We start from the raw sequence: 18,269 nt of genomic DNA, 5'->3' as shown, positions 1-18,269 counted from the left end.
AACTCATGAAAAAACTAGCCTTAGTTTTATGCTTTTTGGTATGCGCTACTATTTGCCGAAGTCAAACACCTTGTACGAATGGATTTGCTGGATCTTATCCATGTAAAGATTACGATCTTATGTCTAGAATTTCACTTTCTCAAATGAACGCAGGCGCTGGAAATGACAGTTGGGGATGGACAGATCCTCAAACATCTAAAGAATATGCAATTATTGGTTTAAATAATGGTACCGCATTTATAGATATCTCTAATCCAACAAACCCTATCTATCTTGGTAAATTACCAACTGCAACTAGCAATAGTTCTTGGAGAGATGTAAAAGTATATAGCGATCATGCTTTTATAGTAAGTGAAGCTTCTAATCATGGTATGCAAGTCTTTGATTTAACCAGATTACGTAATGTTTCTAATCCTCCAGCTAATTTTACAGCAGATACTCGATATACTCAATTTGGGAACGCACACAATATTGTAATTAATGAAGATACTGGATTTGCTTATATTGTAGGAGCGCAAAGAGGTTCCGGACCATATAACGGTGGTCCTTTGTTTGTAAATATTCAAGATCCCAAAAATCCAACCAATGCCGGTGGTTTTTTATCAGGAGGCCAAAGAGCTTACACCCATGATGCTCAAGTAGTTACTTATAATGGTCCTGATCCAGATTACAACGGAAGAGAAATTCTTATCGGAAGTAACGAGATCGAAGTAGTGATTGCCGACATTACCAATAAATCCAACCCCGTAACAATTTCTACAATACAATATACAAATATTGGGTATACACATCAAGGGTGGTTTACTGATGATATGAGATATTTTCTTTTAGGAGATGAAACAGATGAACAAGGAGTAGGATTTAATACGCGAACTATCATATTTGATTTTGAAGATTTAGATAACCCGCAGCAACATATGATATATAATGGACCTACTCCGGCTATTGATCATAATGGATATGTAAAAGGAGATAAGTTTTATTTGGCAAATTATAGAGCTGGTTTCAGGGTTATTGATATTGCAGATATTGGTAATACTAATATCAATGAAATTGGATATTTTGATACCTACCCATCTAGTAATAGTGCTTCTTTTAATGGAGCTTGGAACATATATCCATATTTCGATAGTGGAAATATCGTAATAAGCGATATAGAAGGAGGTTTTTTCTTAGTAAGAAAAAGTGAGCCTGGAGGTGGTGGTGGTGACTGCTCTTCAGTAGTAACTTCTTTTCCGTTCAATGAAAGTTTTGAATCTAGTTTTGGTTTTTGGGAAAACGCCGCTGATGATGATCTAAATTGGACTAGGAATTCCGGAGGCACTCCTTCTACAGGAACGGGCCCAGCCGCTGCATCAGATGGTAACACCTATATCTATATAGAAGCTTCTGGTAATGGAACAGGGTATCCAAACAAAAGTGCAGTTTTAAACTCTCCTTGTTTAAATTTCACTAATCTTACATCACCAAGTCTTACATTCCAGTATCACATGTTAGGAAGTGCTATTAACAATTTAATAGTGGAAGCGAGAATAGATAACCAAGGAAATTGGTCATCTATTTTTAACAGAAACGGAGATCAAGGAAGCAACTGGAATGCTGCAACAATAGATTTATCCTCATATTCTGGAGAAGCAAGTGTTCAATTACGATTTAGTGCCATAACAGGAAGTGGTTCTCAAGGATGGCAAAGTGATATCGCTATAGACGATGTGAATATTACAGATAGTAATACTCCTCCTCCAACATGTGATAGTATCGACTTTAGAGATTTTCAGATCACTCCGTTCTCCAATCAGGACTCAGCTGGCGATTTTGTTGTAAATAATACTGGAACAACTTTGTCCCTTACTAACAATACTTGGAAATATATTCCTTACGACTATACTGTAACCCCCAATACCGTAATTGAATTTGAATTCAGAAGCTCCTCTCAAGGAGAAATTCATGCTGTTGGTTTTGAAGATGATAATACCTTGACCTCCACTAGATATTTCAAAGTACATGGTACACAAAACTACGGTGTTACTAATTATGATAACTATTCTGGTAGTGATTTTACAACCTATATAATTCCAGTAGGAAGTTTCTATACAGGAACAATGGACAGATTGGTATTTATTAATGATAATGATAGTGGTTCTGGTAATAGCTCAGATTTCTCTTCTGTAAAAATCTATGAAGGCTCTTGTGGAAGATCTAATAATGAACAGGTAGTAACCTCTAATATCATTCCTCTTTTTGGTAGTGAAGATGAAGATATTATGGCGTTGAAAATATACCCAAACCCAGTATTTGGACAGGTTCTAGAAGTATTCTTAAATATGGACCAAACAGCATCATATGAAATTATATCTATTACCGGACAATTGATAAGTAAAGGAAACGTTACAAAAACAATAGACGTCTCAAGCTTGAATCCTGGAATTTATCTTTTAAAAGTTTTTAACGATAATAACCAGATTACCAAACGTTTAATAAAAAGATAATTTAATACTAACAAATGTGCAAATTGAAGTTCTTTTATAAGTTTTTATTAATTTTTATTGTTATTAGTATTGTAGCTTGTAGCAGTGATGATAACACAACCTCTACGCCTCCTATCAATCCTGAAGACGGTTTTCAGGGAACTGTAGAATGGGTTAAAACTTTTGGTGGAAGTCAAGAAGACGACGCTTTATCCATTATAGAGGCTAACGATGGGAGTTATGTTGTTTTTGGATATACACAGAGTATTGATGGCGATATAATTGATAAAGATGCTACTGATAATGATTTTTGGGTTTTAAACCTTTCTACAGAAGGGACTATTCTCTGGAGTAAAACCTATGGCGGTACCGGAGATGATCGTGGACAAAGAATTATTAAAACAAATGATGGTGGCTATGCTTTAGTCGGTTATAGTAGAAGTACTGATGGTGATGTAAGTGAAAATGCAGGACTACAAGACTATTGGATGGTAAAAATTGATGCTTCCGGAAATTTAGAATGGGAAAAATCTTTTGGGTTTCCCGGTATTGACCGAGCATTCTCTATTGTACAAACTACTGACAATGGTTATTTCTTAACTGGTTTCCTAGATGTTACAGCTAGTAATGGTGAAGGAAATGATAATAGAAAAAATAATGAAAAACATGGGGTCGGAGAATTCTGGGGAATTAAACTAGATGTTTCCGGAAACAAGGAATGGAGACGTTATTTTGGAGGAACAAATAATGATAGGAGCTATGATACTGTACAGACGGAAGATGGTGGTTTTTTAATGATAGGATCCTCAGAAAGCGACGATTTTGATGTTACCGCTAGCAAAGGTAGTTATGACTTTTGGGTCGTTAAAATTAGTACTGAAGGAACTAAAGTTTGGGAAAAATCATACGGAGGTTCCGAAACTGATGTTGGATACGCAATTGCGACATCTGGTGATGGGAAATATATTATTGTAGGAGATTCTAGAAGTACTGATGGTGATATTTCTAATCCAAAAGGAAATGGAGATCTATGGATGATTCAAATTGATAACAACGGAAATTTAATCTGGGAAAAATCATTAGGAGGAGCAGAATTTGATACAGCCAGAGGGATTCATACTACACAAGAAGGTGGTTTTATTATCACCGGTAATTCTAGAAGTAACAACGGGGATGTTGATGCAAATCAAGGTCAAAGCGATATCTGGAATGTTTTAATTGATAGTAATGGAGATGTCATATGGAAATCCACTTTAGGTGGAAGTCAATCAGAATTTGCTGTAGGTTGTATGGAAACTATGGATAAAAATATTGTTATTGCTGGCAGTTCAGATAGTGATGACATAGATATACCAGATAACCAAGGAAATAAGGATATTATAATTGTGAAATATAAATAATAAATAAGACGTTGCATTCGTTACTAAAGAAAATTATGTTTTTTTAAATAGAATAAATATTTATTCTACCACTTACAACAGCAATTTTGTAAGGCATACTTTAAACTATGAAAAAATAATGAATTTCTTTAAAACTTCATCAATCTGTATTATACTTATCAATTTGATCAGTTGTAGTGAAAATAACACCAATAACGATGAACCCGTAGTTACCCCAAATAGTGAATTTCAGGGTGAGATAGAATGGAGCAAAACTTTTGGCGGAAGCAATGAAGACAGTGCGGTATCTGTAGTAGAAACACTAGATGGAGGGTATGCAATTGCTGGATTTACACAAAGTCTAGATGGTGATATCATTGATAAAACAGCGACAGACAGCGATTATTGGTTGCTTAAATTAAACCAAAATGGCGATGTATTATGGAGTAAAACTTATGGTGGTACGAATGAGGATAGTGCAGCAAAACTAATACAAGCTACAGACGGTGGGTTTGCAATCGTCGGGTATAGTAGAAGTAATGATGAAGATGTAAGTGCTAATGCAGGACTTCAGGATCTATGGATGATAAAAACAAATATGACAGGAGAAATTTCTTGGGAAAAGAGTTTTGGTTTTGGTGGCATTGATCAAGCTTTTTCTATCATACAAACCGCAGATGACGGATATTTTATTACTGGTTTTATTGAGGCTGCAGACATTGATGATAAAAGCAACAAGGCTAATAAAAATATTACCACATTGCACGGAGGTAGTTCTTACTGGGGAATTAAACTGGATGCTGATGGAAATCAGGAATGGAATCATTATTTTGGAGGAACTGGCAATGACAGGGGTTCTGATGTCATACAAACAGAAGATCAAGGCTATATCATGATTGGTTCATCTGAGAGTATAGATCTAGATATCACCAACAACAATGGTAGTTACGATTTTTGGATTGTAAAAATTAATTCTGAAGGAACTATGGTATGGCAAAAATCTTTTGGAGGTTCACAAATTGATACTAGCTATACGATAGAAGCTACTGGTGATGGAAAGTATATTATTGTAGGAGATACCAGAAGTAATGACGGTTACATAACTAATGCAAAAGGGGTTGCAGACTTGTGGATTATACAAGTTGATACCGCTGGTAATCTTATCTGGCAAAAATCAATTGGTGGAACAGAATTTGACACTGGCAGAGGAATTCATAGAATGGATAACGGCAATTTTATACTCACAGGAAACACTAGAAGTAATGATCTAGATGTTTCAGATAATAAAGGTCAGGCTGACCTCTGGAATATAATGATAAATACCAATGGCGATATACTATGGAACCAGACAACAGGAGGCAGCGCAAATGATATTGGTTTTAGTTGTATCCAAACTTCAGATAAAAAAATAGTAGTAGTAGGAAACTCAGAAAGTAATGATTTTGACATCCCAAATAACAAAGGATCTAAAGACCTCTTAATTGTAAAATATAAATAACAAAAACCACACAAAATGAAAAAACTCACACTAATAGTACTGGCTTTAATTACTATAATATCTTGTAAAGATGATGATCCAAATATAGTAGAAGAGAACAACACTCCTCAGTTTGGTGCATTAGACATAGATTTTACTAATAAGGTGGGTTCTGATCTTTTAATACTAAATACTGAATCTTACGATAACCAGAGTAATGAAAATTACACAGTTTCTGAACTAAAATATATCATTAGTAATATTGTTTTAATAAAAGAAAACGGAGATGAATTTATATATCCAGTTGCAGACAGCTATTTCTTAATAAATGAAGAAGTGTCATCTAGCAAGCAAATTTCACTTAGTAATATTGATACTGGTATGTATACTAAAATCAAATTTGGAATTGGAGTTGATCAGTCAAACTACCCGCTAAACGGAGTTGCCAATTTTATTCCAACAGCAGAAGAACAAGGAATGTTGTGGTCTTGGTCCGCGGGTTACAAATTTGTTAAATTTGAAGGTTCTTTTACTCCTCAAGGAGGAACTGCTAGTGATTTTTTGTTACACATAGGAAGCCACGGAGAAGTTTTAGATAATTATAAAGAAATTACATTAGATTTATCCAATGCTATTACCATTGAAAATGAGCTTACTTCAAACTTAACAATTGATACAGATGTCGCTAAAATTTTTGACAGCACAAATACTCATTCTCTTCAACAAAAAAGTGATGTTCAAGTAGATCCAGTAAATGCTCCTATATTAGCAGAAAATATAAGCACAATGTTTACTATAAGTACTTCTAATTAAATGATAAAAAACATAGGTTACATAGTATTAATTCTTTTTGGAGTCGCATGTGGTTCCGATAAGGAAGACTATGTTCCTATTAATAACAATCCAGCTCTGGAATTTACAATTCCGTCCAATTTTCCAGAACCAACTTATAATGTAACACTTAATCCTCCCACAGAAAAAGGGTTCGAATTAGGTAAAAAACTATTTTATGATGGTCGCTTGTCTTCCGATGGTGTTATTTCCTGTGGATTCTGCCATATTCAGGATTTTGCTTTTACGCATCATACGCATATCGTAAGTCATGGTGTAAATGGAGCGCTTGGCACACGTAATGCACAATCATTGCATAATCTAGCGTTTATGAAAGAGTTTACATGGGATGGTGCTGCCATACATTTAGACCTGCAACCCATTATACCTATTACAGCAGAAGTAGAAATGAATGAGTCTTTTTCAAGTATTATTAAAAAACTCGAAGAACGCCCCGAATATGTGAAGTTGTTTGCTGAAGCTTTTGAAGATCAAAAAATCAACTCGGAAAATTTACTCAAAGCTTTATCACAATTCATGATTATGATGATTTCGTCAAACTCTAAATATGATAAAATCGAAAGAAACGAAGGGTCTGTTTTTACTGCTGATGAAGCTGCTGGTTTTGAATTATTCACCTCTAAATGTGCTTCTTGTCATACTGGAACGCTATTAACAGATCAGTCATATCGTAATAACGGATTATCAGTAGATCCAGAATATAATGATATAGGCAGAAACCGTGTTACTGGTCTTGCTGCTGATCTACATAAATTTAAGGTACCTACACTTAGAAATATTGAGCTAACCTTTCCTTATATGCACGATGGTAGGTTAAAAACTTTAAAAGATGTATTAGATCATTATAGTGATGGTATGGTGGACTCAGAAACAATAGATCCTATTTTTAAAAATATTGATGGAACAGTTATGGGAATTCCTATGACTGAAGAAGAAAAAAATCAGATTATCTCCTTTTTGAAGACATTAACGGATGATAATTTTGTAAATGATAATCGTTTTTCTGAATTCTAAAATAATCTGTGAATAAAGGTTGAACCTTCATTCACAGATTACTTTTTATAACTTTATTCTCATGCTTTATCCTAATTAATTTGGATAAAGAGACTTAGTCCCGTTAGAAATAATATTACTTCCTACTCCACTCACAGAAACTTCGAACTTATCATCATTAAATTTTAGTGAAGCAATTGGTGTACAAAGTCCTAAAGCATACTGACCTCTTCCGTAACTTCCTGTTTCTTTTAATACTCTACTTTCTGATTTAGCAGATCCAATATTCATATGCCCATAATCAGTAATATCAGTATTACTGACTGTGCCATTAGTATGATACACTGTAATTTCATAATAAATAGTTCCTCTTCTAGAACCCCAAAGCCAATTTCCATACCAGCTTCTTTTATATGAATTCCATCTTACTCCAGCTTTTTCATTAGCATTATTCTTAAGTTCGGTTTCAGATACTGGATTCATCATAATAAGCCCTATCATAAGGTTATCCCAGGTAATACCTTGATCATTATAAAATGTTGTTGTTTTGAAAGTTTCTCCTTTATAACTCCAGGTCAATTCGATTGCTTTATCTCCCACTTTAATCTGATCTGATGCGTAATCTTTTAAAAGATCGCTTCCTTCCTGAGTTTTACTGGGAAGCAACTTGTTTAAATCTCCAACAACTACTGTTTCGGGATCCATAATATTCCCATAAGCTACAGTCGAAGACGATTTTGATATTGCTTCAAAAGTCTTGTTTAAACTTTTCGTGTTAGGAACTTTTCCTATGATTTTATAATCAACAATTTGTAATACACTTCCCATGTACTTTGCTAAATTCTCTTTTGTTGCTTCTAATTGATCTAGCACTTCTTGAGGAATTTCTTTGTCTGAAATAGCTTCTAATCCATATTCTGATTCTAAAAGTGCATCTGGTTCTTGATATACCTCTGTTGTTTCATCTTTTGTACAAGAAAATACGAACATCAAAACCAATGCAATTTGCATCGTTTTAATGATAATTTTGTTTACGGTTTTCATAAAAATGGTTTTAAGAGTTAGTGAACAATATAGTTCTAAGGTTTTTTGACTTGCGCAAAATCAATTTTGTGTTTATATACGTACATATTCAAAATAGACACACTATCAAAGTTATAGAAGTTAATTACTACTGAGTTCTGAATATTAGTAGATGGTTTAAAATACTTAGCAGATGGTTACAAATGAATGATAGCTTGTCATTTATGTAAATGAATGGTTACTTTGGTTCCAGGATCTAATGTATTTTCTTTTTCAAAGTTCTCTATAAACAAGCTATTTTTAGGATGCATAGCAACAATTCTTTCTCTTGTGACCTTAGACCCAAATGAACAGTTATCCAAAGTGTTTCGTAATTCAGCCGCTTTTTTTATCCCTATACCATTATCTATAATTATTATTTTCACACTATGCTTATCAGGTTGGCAAATTTTAATTTTTAATAGTTTTTCTCCTTTTTTATGATGAAGGCCGTGCCATATAGCATTTTCTATAAATGGTTGTAAACAGAGCGGAGGAATCTGTATTTTAGATAAGTCTGCGGGTTTTTCAAAATAAAAGGAAAAATCATTCTTCATCCTTAACTTTTCCAGTTCTATATAGCTTTTAACAATTTCTAATTCCTGTGATAATGAAATTGTTCTTTCTGTCGAGTTTTTTAATACCCTTCTGATAAGTTTAGAAAATTTAGTTAAATAATCTGATGCCTTTTCAATATCATTTTTAAGAATATAATTGTTTATTGAATTAAGAACATTAAAGATAAAATGAGGATTCATTTGTGTTTTAAGCGCAATTAGTTTAAGTTCAGAAGCCTCTAGTGAACTTCTCATTAACCTCAATTGAGTTTCTTTTTTATCATCAGAAATCTTCTTGATTTTATTGCCAATCGCCAGAGCAAAAATCAAAATTTCTAGAATTGCTCCTATTTCCATAAAAATTATAGAATCATATAATAGGTCATTACTAACAGAAGAAAAATAAAGACTTATGTTAGCCATAATTACATAAATAAACGACCCTACAATAAGCAATTTAACTTGTGAAGCTTCTATTTTATATACCACAAAATAACTTACAAAAGCGAAAACTGTCATTAAGATTAATACGATAGTAACAAATACAAAAAGTTCTTTTGGTGATACAAAAACATCTAATATTCCTATTAGGAAAATAAAACTTATAAAAACCCACTTGGTAACATTTAATACAAAATCCCATGTAGGTATATATCTTTTAGTCTCTAACAACTCCCGCATAAACGAGATGTAAAAAGAATATGCCAAAAACTGCACTCCATAAAAAATAATAGGTTTTCGAGAAGAAAAAAAAGCTTCATAAAAAACAATCGATCCGTAATACGAAAAATAAAAAAGAAGGCAAATTACATACAGGCTATAAAAAAGAAATATTCTGTTTTTACTTCTAAAATATATCAACAAAGGATATAAAGAAATAACAAACAGTACGCCTTGTAACCATATATTGAAGTCTTGTGATTTCAAAGAAAAAAGAATTAATACATTTTTACTAGAAATTCATTTTTTCGATTTCTACTAATACTAGCATGTTGTCCATTACTCATAATTATAACACCTCCTTGATTCTTTCTATATTCTTGTACATGACTAAGATTGATACAATAGGAGTTATGAACTCTAAAAAAACAGCTGTCAGGTAATACCTCTGTAACCTCTTTTAATGTTTTTGATAAAAATAGCTTGCGGTTATTAATTAAAAATACTTTGGTATAATTCCCTTCAGCTTTTAACATAATAATCTCATCCTTTTTTAAAAAATGAATTACTCCATTTACACAAAGTTTTATAATAGCGGCTTCAGAAGAGTTACTTATATTAATATCTTGACAAAGTTTTTTATAAACCCGGATAAGATCATCCTTGTCAATGGGTTTTAATAAATAGTCAAACACAGAAAACTGTATGGCTTTTAGCGCATAGTTCTCAAAAGCTGATGTAATCACAACAGAAAAGTTTCTTTGGTGTAACGCTTCTAAAATGTCAAAGCCATTGAGATTTGGCATCTTTATATCTATAAAAACACAATCCAGATTTGTGTTTTCAATAATTTTTATTGCCTCTAGTGGGTTCGAAATTGTCTCAACAATTTCAATATAAGGACAGTATCGACAAATTTTCCATTGCAATGATTGGATAGCATCTTCTTCATCGTCGATTAAAATTGACTTAATTGAATTCATTTCTAAAAAGTTTACGATTCCAAAAAAGTAATTCCCTGCACTGATTTCCTTAACCTAAGGAACGTTAAAATTGTTGCCGAACATCATAAAAAAATGTTATTATAATATTATAGTTTTGTGAAAGCGTCCAAATAGTTACTTACATAAGTGTGAGAAAATCAAACCTTATTTATTATTTATGGCCTCGTAAATTTTACAAATAAATATAAAACATACATATCAAGTATATTGTTTATAGATTATACCTATTGCAATATATGTTAGATAAATGTTAGGACTTGTTAATAAAACCTACATATGTAGTATATTTGCATTCAATTTAGAATTAATCTATTTTATAATAGTATGATTAAAGTATCAGATACAGCTAAAAAGAAGGTCGTAGAATTGATGAGCGATGACGGCTATGACGCTTCTTTAGACTACGTTCGTGTAGGTGTTAAAAGTGGAGGTTGTTCCGGTTTGTCGTATGACTTAAAATTTGATAAAACTCAAGACGACGGAGATAAGGTTTTTGAAGACAATGGTGTAAAAATAATTGTCGATAAGAAAAGTTTTTTATACTTAATTGGTACTACCTTGGAATATTCTGGCGGACTTAATGGAACTGGTTTCGTTTTTAACAATCCCAACGCTAATAGAACCTGCGGTTGCGGAGAAAGTTTTTCCCTTTAAAAATTTAAAAAAAGATCTTAAGCTACCCCTTAAGACTTAGCAAGATGGCATATACTGAAGACGACTTAAAAAAAGAATTAGAAACAAAAGAATACGAGTACGGATTTTATACTGATATAGAATCTGAAACTTTTCCTGTTGGTCTAAATGAAGATATTGTTCGTGCGATTTCAAAGAAAAAAAATGAACCTCAATGGATGACCGACTGGAGACTAGAGGCATTTAAAGTGTGGGAACAAATGGAAGAGCCGGAATGGGCTAATGTAAATTACGAAAAACCTAACTTCCAAGATATTTCTTATTACTCGGCACCTAATAAAAAGCCTAAGTACGACAGCCTTGATGAAGTAGATCCAGAATTATTGGATACCTTCAAAAGACTTGGTATATCACTGGATGAACAAAAAAAACTAGCGGGAGTTGCTGTAGATATTGTAATGGATTCAGTCTCTGTAGCCACTACTTTTAAAGAAACTCTTGGAGAAAAAGGTATTATTTTTTGTCCTATTTCTGAAGCAATACAAGAACATCCTGAACTTGTAAAAAAGTATATAGGTTCTGTTGTTCCACAAAAAGATAATTTTTACGCAGCTTTAAACTCTGCTGTATTTAGCGATGGTTCTTTTTGCTACATTCCTAAAGGTGTAAGATGTCCGATGGAATTATCAACCTATTTTAGGATTAATCAAGCTGGTACGGGTCAATTCGAGCGTACATTGGTTATTGCCGATGAAGGAAGCTACGTAAGTTATCTGGAAGGTTGTACAGCTCCTTCAAGAGATGAAAATCAATTACACGCAGCGGTGGTAGAACTTATAGCACTAGATGATTCAGAAATTAAATACTCTACCGTACAAAACTGGTACCCTGGTAATGCTGAAGGAAAAGGTGGTGTTTTTAATTTTGTAACAAAGCGTGGTATTTGCGAAAAAAATGCTAAAATCTCTTGGACACAAGTAGAAACTGGATCAGCAGTAACCTGGAAATATCCTTCTTGTATACTTAAAGGAGATAATTCTGTGGGTGAATTTTACTCCATAGCGGTAACTAATAATTATCAGCAGGCTGATACGGGAACTAAAATGATCCATTTAGGTAAGAATACGAAAAGTACAATTATCTCTAAAGGAATTTCTGCAGGAAAGTCTCAAAATAGCTACCGAGGATTAGTACAGATTAATAGCAGAGCAACCAATGCCCGTAATTTTTCTCAATGCGATTCTTTACTTATGGGCAATGAATGTGGTGCTCATACGTTTCCCTATATTGAAGCAAAGAATAAAACTGCTCAAATAGAACACGAAGCTACTACCAGTAAAATTGGAGAAGATCAAATCTTTTACTGTAACCAAAGAGGTATTGATACAGAAAAAGCAATTGCATTGATCGTTAATGGTTTTAGTAAAGAGGTATTGAACAAACTACCAATGGAGTTTGCAGTAGAAGCCCAAAAACTTTTGGAAATTTCTCTAGAGGGTTCTGTAGGATAAAGTGTATAACTAACAAATTCACATAAATGAAAAAACCATTTCTACTCATCATTGTAAGCCTATTAATTTTTTCTTGTAAAAACGAAAAATCCAATTCATCATCGGATTCTGATATTGAATCAAGCCTGATTCGCGGAGAATACATATTAATTGATGACGCGGGTGTTCTAAAAGGTAAGGATTTTATTTATGGAGTAATCATTGATGAAATGGCATATGAATTGGCTAAAAAAGTAAAACCATTACAAAGAGAAGAATATGATATGGTACCCGTAGTAATTAAAGGTATTATAAAGCCCAATACAGAAGATGGTTGGCCACAAGTTGTAGAAATAAAAGAAATTGTTGGTGTGAGTGAGCCAACAGAAGAATTGCCAACAAAGATAAAATCCTCAGATTCAATACAAGAGTCAAGTGATACAGGACATGAAGGTCATAATCACTAAAAATTTATTTAAAAAGATATAAAAACAGAAGATGTTAGAAATTAAGGATTTGCACGCTAGCGTTGAAGATAAAGAAATCTTAAAAGGTCTTAACTTACATGTAAAAGCAGGAGAAGTTCATGCGATAATGGGTCCTAACGGTGCCGGTAAAAGTACGTTAGCCAGTATTGTAGCAGGAAAAGAAGAATATGAAGTAACTGAAGGCAGCATCCTATTAAACGGTGAAGACATCGAGGAATTAGCAGCAGAAGAACGTGCTCATAAAGGTGTTTTTCTTTCGTTCCAATATCCGGTAGAAATTCCAGGTGTTACGGTTACCAATTTCATGAAAACCGCAATTAATGAGACTAGAAAAGCACAAGGTCTGGAAGAAATGCCAGCCAAGGATATGCTAAAGAAAATTCGAGAGAAATCTGAATTACTAGATATTGATCGTAAATTTTTATCTCGTTCTCTTAACCAAGGGTTTTCTGGTGGTGAGAAAAAACGAAATGAAATATTCCAGATGGCGATGATGGAGCCTAAACTAGCTATTTTGGATGAAACTGATTCTGGATTAGATATTGATGCTTTACGTATTGTAGCTAATGGTGTAAATAAATTAAAAAGTAAGGACAATGCTGTTATTGTTATCACTCATTATCAGCGCTTATTAGATCATATCGTACCTGATTTTGTACACGTTTTATATGATGGTAAAATAGTGAAGTCTGGAACTAAAGCATTAGCTTTAGAATTAGAAGAAAAAGGATACGATTGGATTAAAGAAGAGATAAACGCATAGTTATGGAGCTGAAAGAAAAATTAATATCTTCTTTTCTTGCTTTTGAAAATACAGTAGACGTAGATGCTCCTGTTCATGATATCAGAAGTCAAGCTATAAAAGTCTTTGAAGAAAAGGGGTTTCCTACTAAAAAGGAAGAAGCCTGGAAGTATACTTCATTAAATGCTATTCTGAAACATGATTATAGTATTTTTCCAAAAGAAGAAAATGCGCTAGAATTTAAAGATGTAAAAAAATACTTTCTTTATGATCTAGACACGTATAAAATTGTGTTTATCGATGGCAAATATTCTTCTCATTTATCAGAAACTACTCATGATAAAATTGACGTTTGTTTAATGTCTTCTGCTCTAAGTCATGAAAAGTATAAGCCTATTATTGACAATTATTTTAATAAAATTGCTCCAGAAGACGGTCTTACATCACTAAATACAGCTTTCTCTAATGAAGGAGCCTATATTTACATATCAAAGAACAAGCAAGCAGATAAGCCGATACAAATTATTCATTTCTCTACAGGAAAAGAATCAACTCAGCTTTTACAGCCTCGTAACCTTATCGTAGTCGAAGAAAATTCTCACGTACAGATTATTGAGCGTCACCAAAGCTTAACTGAAAATCCTGTTTTAACTAATTCCGTTACAGAAATTTTTGTAGATAAGCGAGCTTTTGTAGATTATTATAAAATCCAGAATGACAATGAAAATGCTTCGTTAGTTGACAATACATATATTGAACAACAAGCGCAAAGCGTAGCATCAGTTCATACTTTTGCTTTTGGAGGAAATGTGACCAGAAATAATTTAAATTTCTATCAAAAAGGAGAAGGAATTGATTCTATCCTTAATGGAGTTACAATTATAGAAGGTAAGCAACACGTAGATCACAATACATTAGTTCACCATACTGAACCTAATTGCGAAAGCCATCAGGACTACAAAGGTATTTTTGATGAAAAAGCTACAGGTGTGTTTAATGGTAAAATCATTGTAAACAAAGAGGCTCAGAAAACCAATGCTTTTCAGTCGAATAACAATATTTTATTAAGTGATAAGGCAACTATTAATTCTAAACCTCAACTAGAGATTTTTGCAGACGATGTAAAATGTTCTCACGGTTGTACAATTGGTCAGTTGGATGAACAAGCTTTGTTTTATATGAAATCCAGAGGAATTGGTGAGAAAGAAGCCAGAGCTCTATTGATGTATGCTTTTGCCAATAATGTATTAGAAAGTGTAAAAATACCTCAACTTAAACAACGAATCAATAAATTGATCGCTAACAAGCTTGGCGTAGATATTGGTTTTGATTTGTAGAAACGAATAATCCTAACATATATACTAAACCTCTTCATATCTTTGTTGAGGTTTTTTATTTCTATGCGGAAAACAATAGTATATCAAATAGTTATCCTAGTTCTTTATACATTTTTCTGTGTATTGATGTTTCAGATTACACTTCAGTATTTTCCTATTGACTTTGATGTAGCATTTTTACGAATCAAACAACAATATGTTCATTTCACACATTACAAAATTGCCTTTTATGTTCATGTAACATTCTCTGTTTTCTCTTTATTTGCGGGCTTTACACAGTTTTCTAAAAAGATAGGAACAGAGTATACCAAAGTTCATAAAGTTATTGGTTGGGTGTATATAGCCTCTGTACTCCTATTTGCAGCTCCATCCGGACTGATTATTGGGTATTATGCAAATGGTGGATTCTGGTCACAACTAGCTTTCTGTTTATTAGCTATTGGTTGGTTTTGGTTTACTTTGAAAGCATTTTTATCAATTAAACAAGGTGATTATCAAAAACATCAAATTTTTATGATCAGAAGTTTTGCATTGACGTTATCTGCTATAACTTTACGATTATGGAAATACCTGATTGTTCTGGTTTTTCAGCCAAGACCTATGGATGTATATCAAGTTGTAGCATGGCTAGGTTGGGTATTAAACCTACTTATCGCCGAAATTATTATTATAAAATATATTAAAAAATGAAAAACGCCATCTTCTTAGTATTCGTTCTTCTCTTTATCTCTTGTAAAAAAGAAGTACAGAAAGAAAAGACAGAAATAACTACAGTAATTGAAAATGAAACTACTACCAAAGAAAGCAAGATTACTACGCTAGAAAATAATGAGGTAGTTGAAAAAGTTTCCAAAACCACTAGTCAAGAAGAAAATCCAATGATCACTTTTGAAAAAAAGGTTTTTAACGAAGATTCTGATCATAAAGATTTATTGGGTTATTATGTTGGAAGTTTTAATACTATTGATTACCAAAGTGTTTCAGAAAAAAACGGCTCATATTCTAATAAAATCAATATCTCTATAGATCACATAAAAAGAGACTCTCTATTCGGCCATTCAGTGGTTGCTGGTAATGCTAGATTATTTAAAGGGCTGTTTGATTCAAAAGCTTTATTCGCAAAGGTTTTAGAACCTGGAGATGATAGATATGATGGGGGTTTCGAGTTTACTTTTTATCCTGAAAAGACAAGAGTTAAAGGAATCTGGATTGCTAATGATAAAAATTTGGCAGTTCCTAAAAGAGATTACAACCTAAAAAAGAAAGAGTTTAAATATGATCCAAAATTAAATTTAAATTTTGATGTTGACTATGATTATAATTTAGCTCTTTATGATTCTCAAGATGAAGAAGGTGGAGAAATGGAAGCGATTAGTGCAAAAGTTATTGGAAAACTTAATGCCTCCACTGAAGAATTAACCAATCAAGGTATAGAAAATTTAAATAAAGGAGAGTTAGAAGTACTTAGAAATCTAATTTACGCCAGACACGGGTATTCTTTTAAAAACCGTAAAATGCGCTACTTTTTTGATAATCATATAGATTGGTATATTCCGATCTCTACAGATGTTAGAAGTCAATTAACTGATCTTGAAAAGAAAAACATTGATTTGATCAAACGCTATGAGCAACATGCGGAACGCTATTATGATTATTTCGGCAGATAATTTAACCTATTTCATTTAGACCTGTCAGGTTTTAAAAAACCTGACAGGTCTATTATTATTTTATTGCACCAACAATCTCTTTTAGAAATGTATTAAAATCCACACCAGCATCTCCAATTAATCCAAAACGTACAATTACCAGATCCTTAGAAGGGATAATAAATACACGTTGTCCCTGAAATCCATTAGCAGAATACATATCTCTGGGAGCATCAGGATAAAAACCTCCTGCATTGAGCCAAAAATGACCACCATAATCACCTTCTGATGTTCGGCTTGGAGTGGTTACATAATCTACCCAATCTGTATTAAAAATTTGTTCTCCATTCCAATTGCCTCTGTGTAGATATAGCAAACCAAATTTTGCCCAATCCCGAACCGTTGCCCAGGCATAAGAAGAACCCACATAATTACCCGCCATATCTGTTTCTATGAGCATAGAGTTCATTCCTATTTTATCAATAAATTCTCGATACGGAAAATCAAGATACTCTTGGTAACTCTCAAAATGTCCTCTCAAAATACCGGATAATAAATTAGTAACACCAGATGAATAATACCAATATTCATTTGGCTTATGAATTGCTTCTTTATAGATCTGAGGCTTCGTCATATCTTCATCTATATAAAGCATCTTAGTAGCATCAGAAATAGAACCATAATCTTCATCCCAAGCCAAACCGCAGTTCATTTGCAATAGGTTGCTAATTGTGATATTTCTCCTTCCATCACTTTGCCACCAACTCACCGGTGCTTTAGAATTAATATCAATTTTACCCTGTTTCTGCAATATTCCATAGTTTGTCGCCAATATGCTTTTGGTCATAGACCATCCTAACAAAATAGAATTTTGGTCTAGTCCATCTGCATATTTTTCCGCTATTATTTGATCTTTATGGATGACTAAAACTGCTCTTGTTTTCTTTATATCCTCTCCTTCTTTATCAAAAATAGAATTAACAACACCATTTATTTTATCATAATCAATAGTCGTAAACACTGTATCTTTTTGAGACAAATCTCCATATGGAAAAGGTAAATTCGTTTTTACTTTATTACGATTAGGTTTTAAATAAGGAGCTTTTTCATCAAAATCATCATCAATTAGCACACTTCCGAGCCCTTCTCTATAAATTGCTTTTCTTTCTTTTAGTCCAAAAACAGAAGCTATTACAGACTTTTTGGTCATATCTACCTCATCATCTGCTAGATTTACCGGAGCAAAATTATTGTCATTAATATCCGTAAATTCTACGCTACGATTCCCGATAAAAACAGATGAAGCCATGTTTTTGGCAGAATACCCTGAAAGTATCGTAAGTTTAGGATAGTTCCAAAAAGCACTAATAACTATGAGTCCCACTATCGCTATGAATCCATATCCTAAAATCTTTTTAAATCGCTTCATTGTATAAGGTGTTAAATCCTTTTAAAAATAAACAATATCACTTAGAAATAGT

General features: G+C 33.0%; 16 protein-coding genes. 12 read left to right on the top strand and 4 right to left on the bottom strand.

What is annotated here, in order from left to right; genetic code table 11:
- Window positions 1-5 precede the first annotated feature (5 nt).
- From Q0921_RS25085 to Q0921_RS17740, 5 genes are all read left to right on the top strand, one after another.
- Window positions 6-2,489 carry a choice-of-anchor B family protein gene (locus Q0921_RS25085; RefSeq protein WP_367183348.1) on the top strand — a complete coding sequence of 828 codons (2,484 nt, stop codon included), beginning with the start codon at window positions 6-8 and terminating at the stop codon, window positions 2,487-2,489.
- 23 nt (window positions 2,490-2,512) lie between these two features.
- Entirely contained in the window at window positions 2,513-3,868 is a 1,356-nt protein-coding gene (locus Q0921_RS17755) for a hypothetical protein (RefSeq protein ID WP_299259261.1), read from the top strand.
- Window positions 3,869-3,986: 118 nt separating this feature from the next.
- Window positions 3,987-5,345: a hypothetical protein gene (locus Q0921_RS17750; RefSeq protein WP_299259259.1), complete on the top strand. Its 1,359-nt coding sequence runs from the start codon at window positions 3,987-3,989 to the stop codon at window positions 5,343-5,345.
- Between the two features lie 15 nt (window positions 5,346-5,360).
- Window positions 5,361-6,137, top strand: coding sequence for an MbnP family protein (locus Q0921_RS17745; protein WP_299259257.1), 777 nt, complete (start codon window positions 5,361-5,363; stop codon window positions 6,135-6,137).
- The gene (locus tag Q0921_RS17740; protein WP_299259255.1) at window positions 6,138-7,190 is read left to right on the top strand and encodes a cytochrome c peroxidase; all 1,053 of its coding nucleotides are present in this window, start codon (window positions 6,138-6,140) and stop codon (window positions 7,188-7,190) included.
- A gap of 75 nt (window positions 7,191-7,265) precedes the next feature.
- On the opposite strand, the gene Q0921_RS17735 is transcribed toward Q0921_RS17740, so the two are convergent.
- The 3 genes from Q0921_RS17735 to Q0921_RS17725 form a co-directional block, all read right to left on the bottom strand.
- Entirely contained in the window at window positions 7,266-8,213 is a 948-nt protein-coding gene (locus tag Q0921_RS17735; protein ID WP_299259253.1) for a hypothetical protein, read from the bottom strand.
- A 197-nt stretch (window positions 8,214-8,410) separates the two neighbouring features.
- Window positions 8,411-9,715, bottom strand: coding sequence for a sensor histidine kinase (locus tag Q0921_RS17730; protein ID WP_299259251.1), 1,305 nt, complete (start codon window positions 9,713-9,715; stop codon window positions 8,411-8,413).
- Window positions 9,716-9,726: 11 nt separating this feature from the next.
- A complete protein-coding gene (locus Q0921_RS17725; protein ID WP_299259248.1) occupies window positions 9,727-10,431 on the bottom strand; it encodes a LytTR family DNA-binding domain-containing protein in 705 nt (234 codons plus the stop codon).
- Window positions 10,432-10,776: 345 nt separating this feature from the next.
- On the opposite strand from Q0921_RS17725, the gene Q0921_RS17720 reads away from it, so the two are divergent.
- From Q0921_RS17720 to Q0921_RS17690, 7 genes are all read left to right on the top strand, one after another.
- The gene (locus Q0921_RS17720) at window positions 10,777-11,106 is read left to right on the top strand and encodes an iron-sulfur cluster assembly accessory protein (RefSeq protein WP_299259246.1); all 330 of its coding nucleotides are present in this window, start codon (window positions 10,777-10,779) and stop codon (window positions 11,104-11,106) included.
- 44 nt (window positions 11,107-11,150) lie between these two features.
- Window positions 11,151-12,596: a Fe-S cluster assembly protein SufB gene (gene sufB, locus Q0921_RS17715; protein WP_299259244.1), complete on the top strand. Its 1,446-nt coding sequence runs from the start codon at window positions 11,151-11,153 to the stop codon at window positions 12,594-12,596.
- A gap of 26 nt (window positions 12,597-12,622) precedes the next feature.
- Complete coding sequence (locus Q0921_RS17710) at window positions 12,623-13,042, top strand: hypothetical protein (protein WP_299259242.1); 420 nt, start codon at window positions 12,623-12,625, stop codon at window positions 13,040-13,042.
- 31 nt (window positions 13,043-13,073) lie between these two features.
- A complete protein-coding gene (gene sufC / locus Q0921_RS17705; RefSeq protein ID WP_299259240.1) occupies window positions 13,074-13,826 on the top strand; it encodes a Fe-S cluster assembly ATPase SufC in 753 nt (250 codons plus the stop codon).
- Window positions 13,827-13,828: 2 nt separating this feature from the next.
- A complete protein-coding gene (gene sufD / locus Q0921_RS17700; RefSeq protein WP_299259238.1) occupies window positions 13,829-15,142 on the top strand; it encodes a Fe-S cluster assembly protein SufD in 1,314 nt (437 codons plus the stop codon).
- A 126-nt stretch (window positions 15,143-15,268) separates the two neighbouring features.
- Window positions 15,269-15,832, top strand: a complete 564-nt coding sequence (locus Q0921_RS17695; protein ID WP_299259236.1) for a DUF2306 domain-containing protein — start codon at window positions 15,269-15,271, stop codon at window positions 15,830-15,832.
- On the top strand, window positions 15,829-16,809 hold the full coding sequence (locus tag Q0921_RS17690; RefSeq protein ID WP_299259234.1) for a YARHG domain-containing protein: 981 nt from the start codon (window positions 15,829-15,831) through the stop codon (window positions 16,807-16,809). Before Q0921_RS17695 ends, Q0921_RS17690 begins: the two co-directional genes overlap by 4 nt.
- A 55-nt stretch (window positions 16,810-16,864) precedes the next feature.
- On the opposite strand, the gene Q0921_RS17685 is transcribed toward Q0921_RS17690, so the two are convergent.
- Complete coding sequence (locus tag Q0921_RS17685) at window positions 16,865-18,217, bottom strand: serine hydrolase (RefSeq protein ID WP_299259232.1); 1,353 nt, start codon at window positions 18,215-18,217, stop codon at window positions 16,865-16,867.
- Between the last annotated feature and the right edge of the window lie 52 nt (window positions 18,218-18,269).

This window comes from uncultured Aquimarina sp., assembly GCF_947496855.1.
Classification (GTDB): domain Bacteria; phylum Bacteroidota; class Bacteroidia; order Flavobacteriales; family Flavobacteriaceae; genus Aquimarina.
Note: the sequence above shows the minus strand (reverse complement) of the source record. Positions and strands in the feature narration are given on the sequence as shown.

Excerpts from the sequence above, each read along its gene's own strand:
- Q0921_RS17695 (WP_299259236.1), top strand. The coding sequence starts at position 15,269 with ATGTTTCAGATTACACTTCAGTATTTTCCTATTGACTTTGATGTAGCA.
- sufB (WP_299259244.1), top strand. The coding sequence starts at position 11,151 with ATGGCATATACTGAAGACGACTTAAAAAAAGAATTAGAAACAAAAGAA.
- Q0921_RS17725 (WP_299259248.1), bottom strand. The coding sequence starts at position 10,431 with ATGAATTCAATTAAGTCAATTTTAATCGACGATGAAGAAGATGCTATC.
- Q0921_RS17735 (WP_299259253.1), bottom strand. The coding sequence starts at position 8,213 with ATGAAAACCGTAAACAAAATTATCATTAAAACGATGCAAATTGCATTG.
- Q0921_RS17690 (WP_299259234.1), top strand. The coding sequence starts at position 15,829 with ATGAAAAACGCCATCTTCTTAGTATTCGTTCTTCTCTTTATCTCTTGT.
- Q0921_RS17750 (WP_299259259.1), top strand. The coding sequence starts at position 3,987 with ATGAATTTCTTTAAAACTTCATCAATCTGTATTATACTTATCAATTTG.
- Q0921_RS25085 (WP_367183348.1), top strand. The coding sequence starts at position 6 with ATGAAAAAACTAGCCTTAGTTTTATGCTTTTTGGTATGCGCTACTATT.
- Q0921_RS17685 (WP_299259232.1), bottom strand. The coding sequence starts at position 18,217 with ATGAAGCGATTTAAAAAGATTTTAGGATATGGATTCATAGCGATAGTG.
- Q0921_RS17740 (WP_299259255.1), top strand. The coding sequence starts at position 6,138 with ATGATAAAAAACATAGGTTACATAGTATTAATTCTTTTTGGAGTCGCA.
- sufD (WP_299259238.1), top strand. The coding sequence starts at position 13,829 with ATGGAGCTGAAAGAAAAATTAATATCTTCTTTTCTTGCTTTTGAAAAT.
- Q0921_RS17720 (WP_299259246.1), top strand. The coding sequence starts at position 10,777 with ATGATTAAAGTATCAGATACAGCTAAAAAGAAGGTCGTAGAATTGATG.
- Q0921_RS17710 (WP_299259242.1), top strand. The coding sequence starts at position 12,623 with ATGAAAAAACCATTTCTACTCATCATTGTAAGCCTATTAATTTTTTCT.
- sufC (WP_299259240.1), top strand. The coding sequence starts at position 13,074 with ATGTTAGAAATTAAGGATTTGCACGCTAGCGTTGAAGATAAAGAAATC.
- Q0921_RS17745 (WP_299259257.1), top strand. The coding sequence starts at position 5,361 with ATGAAAAAACTCACACTAATAGTACTGGCTTTAATTACTATAATATCT.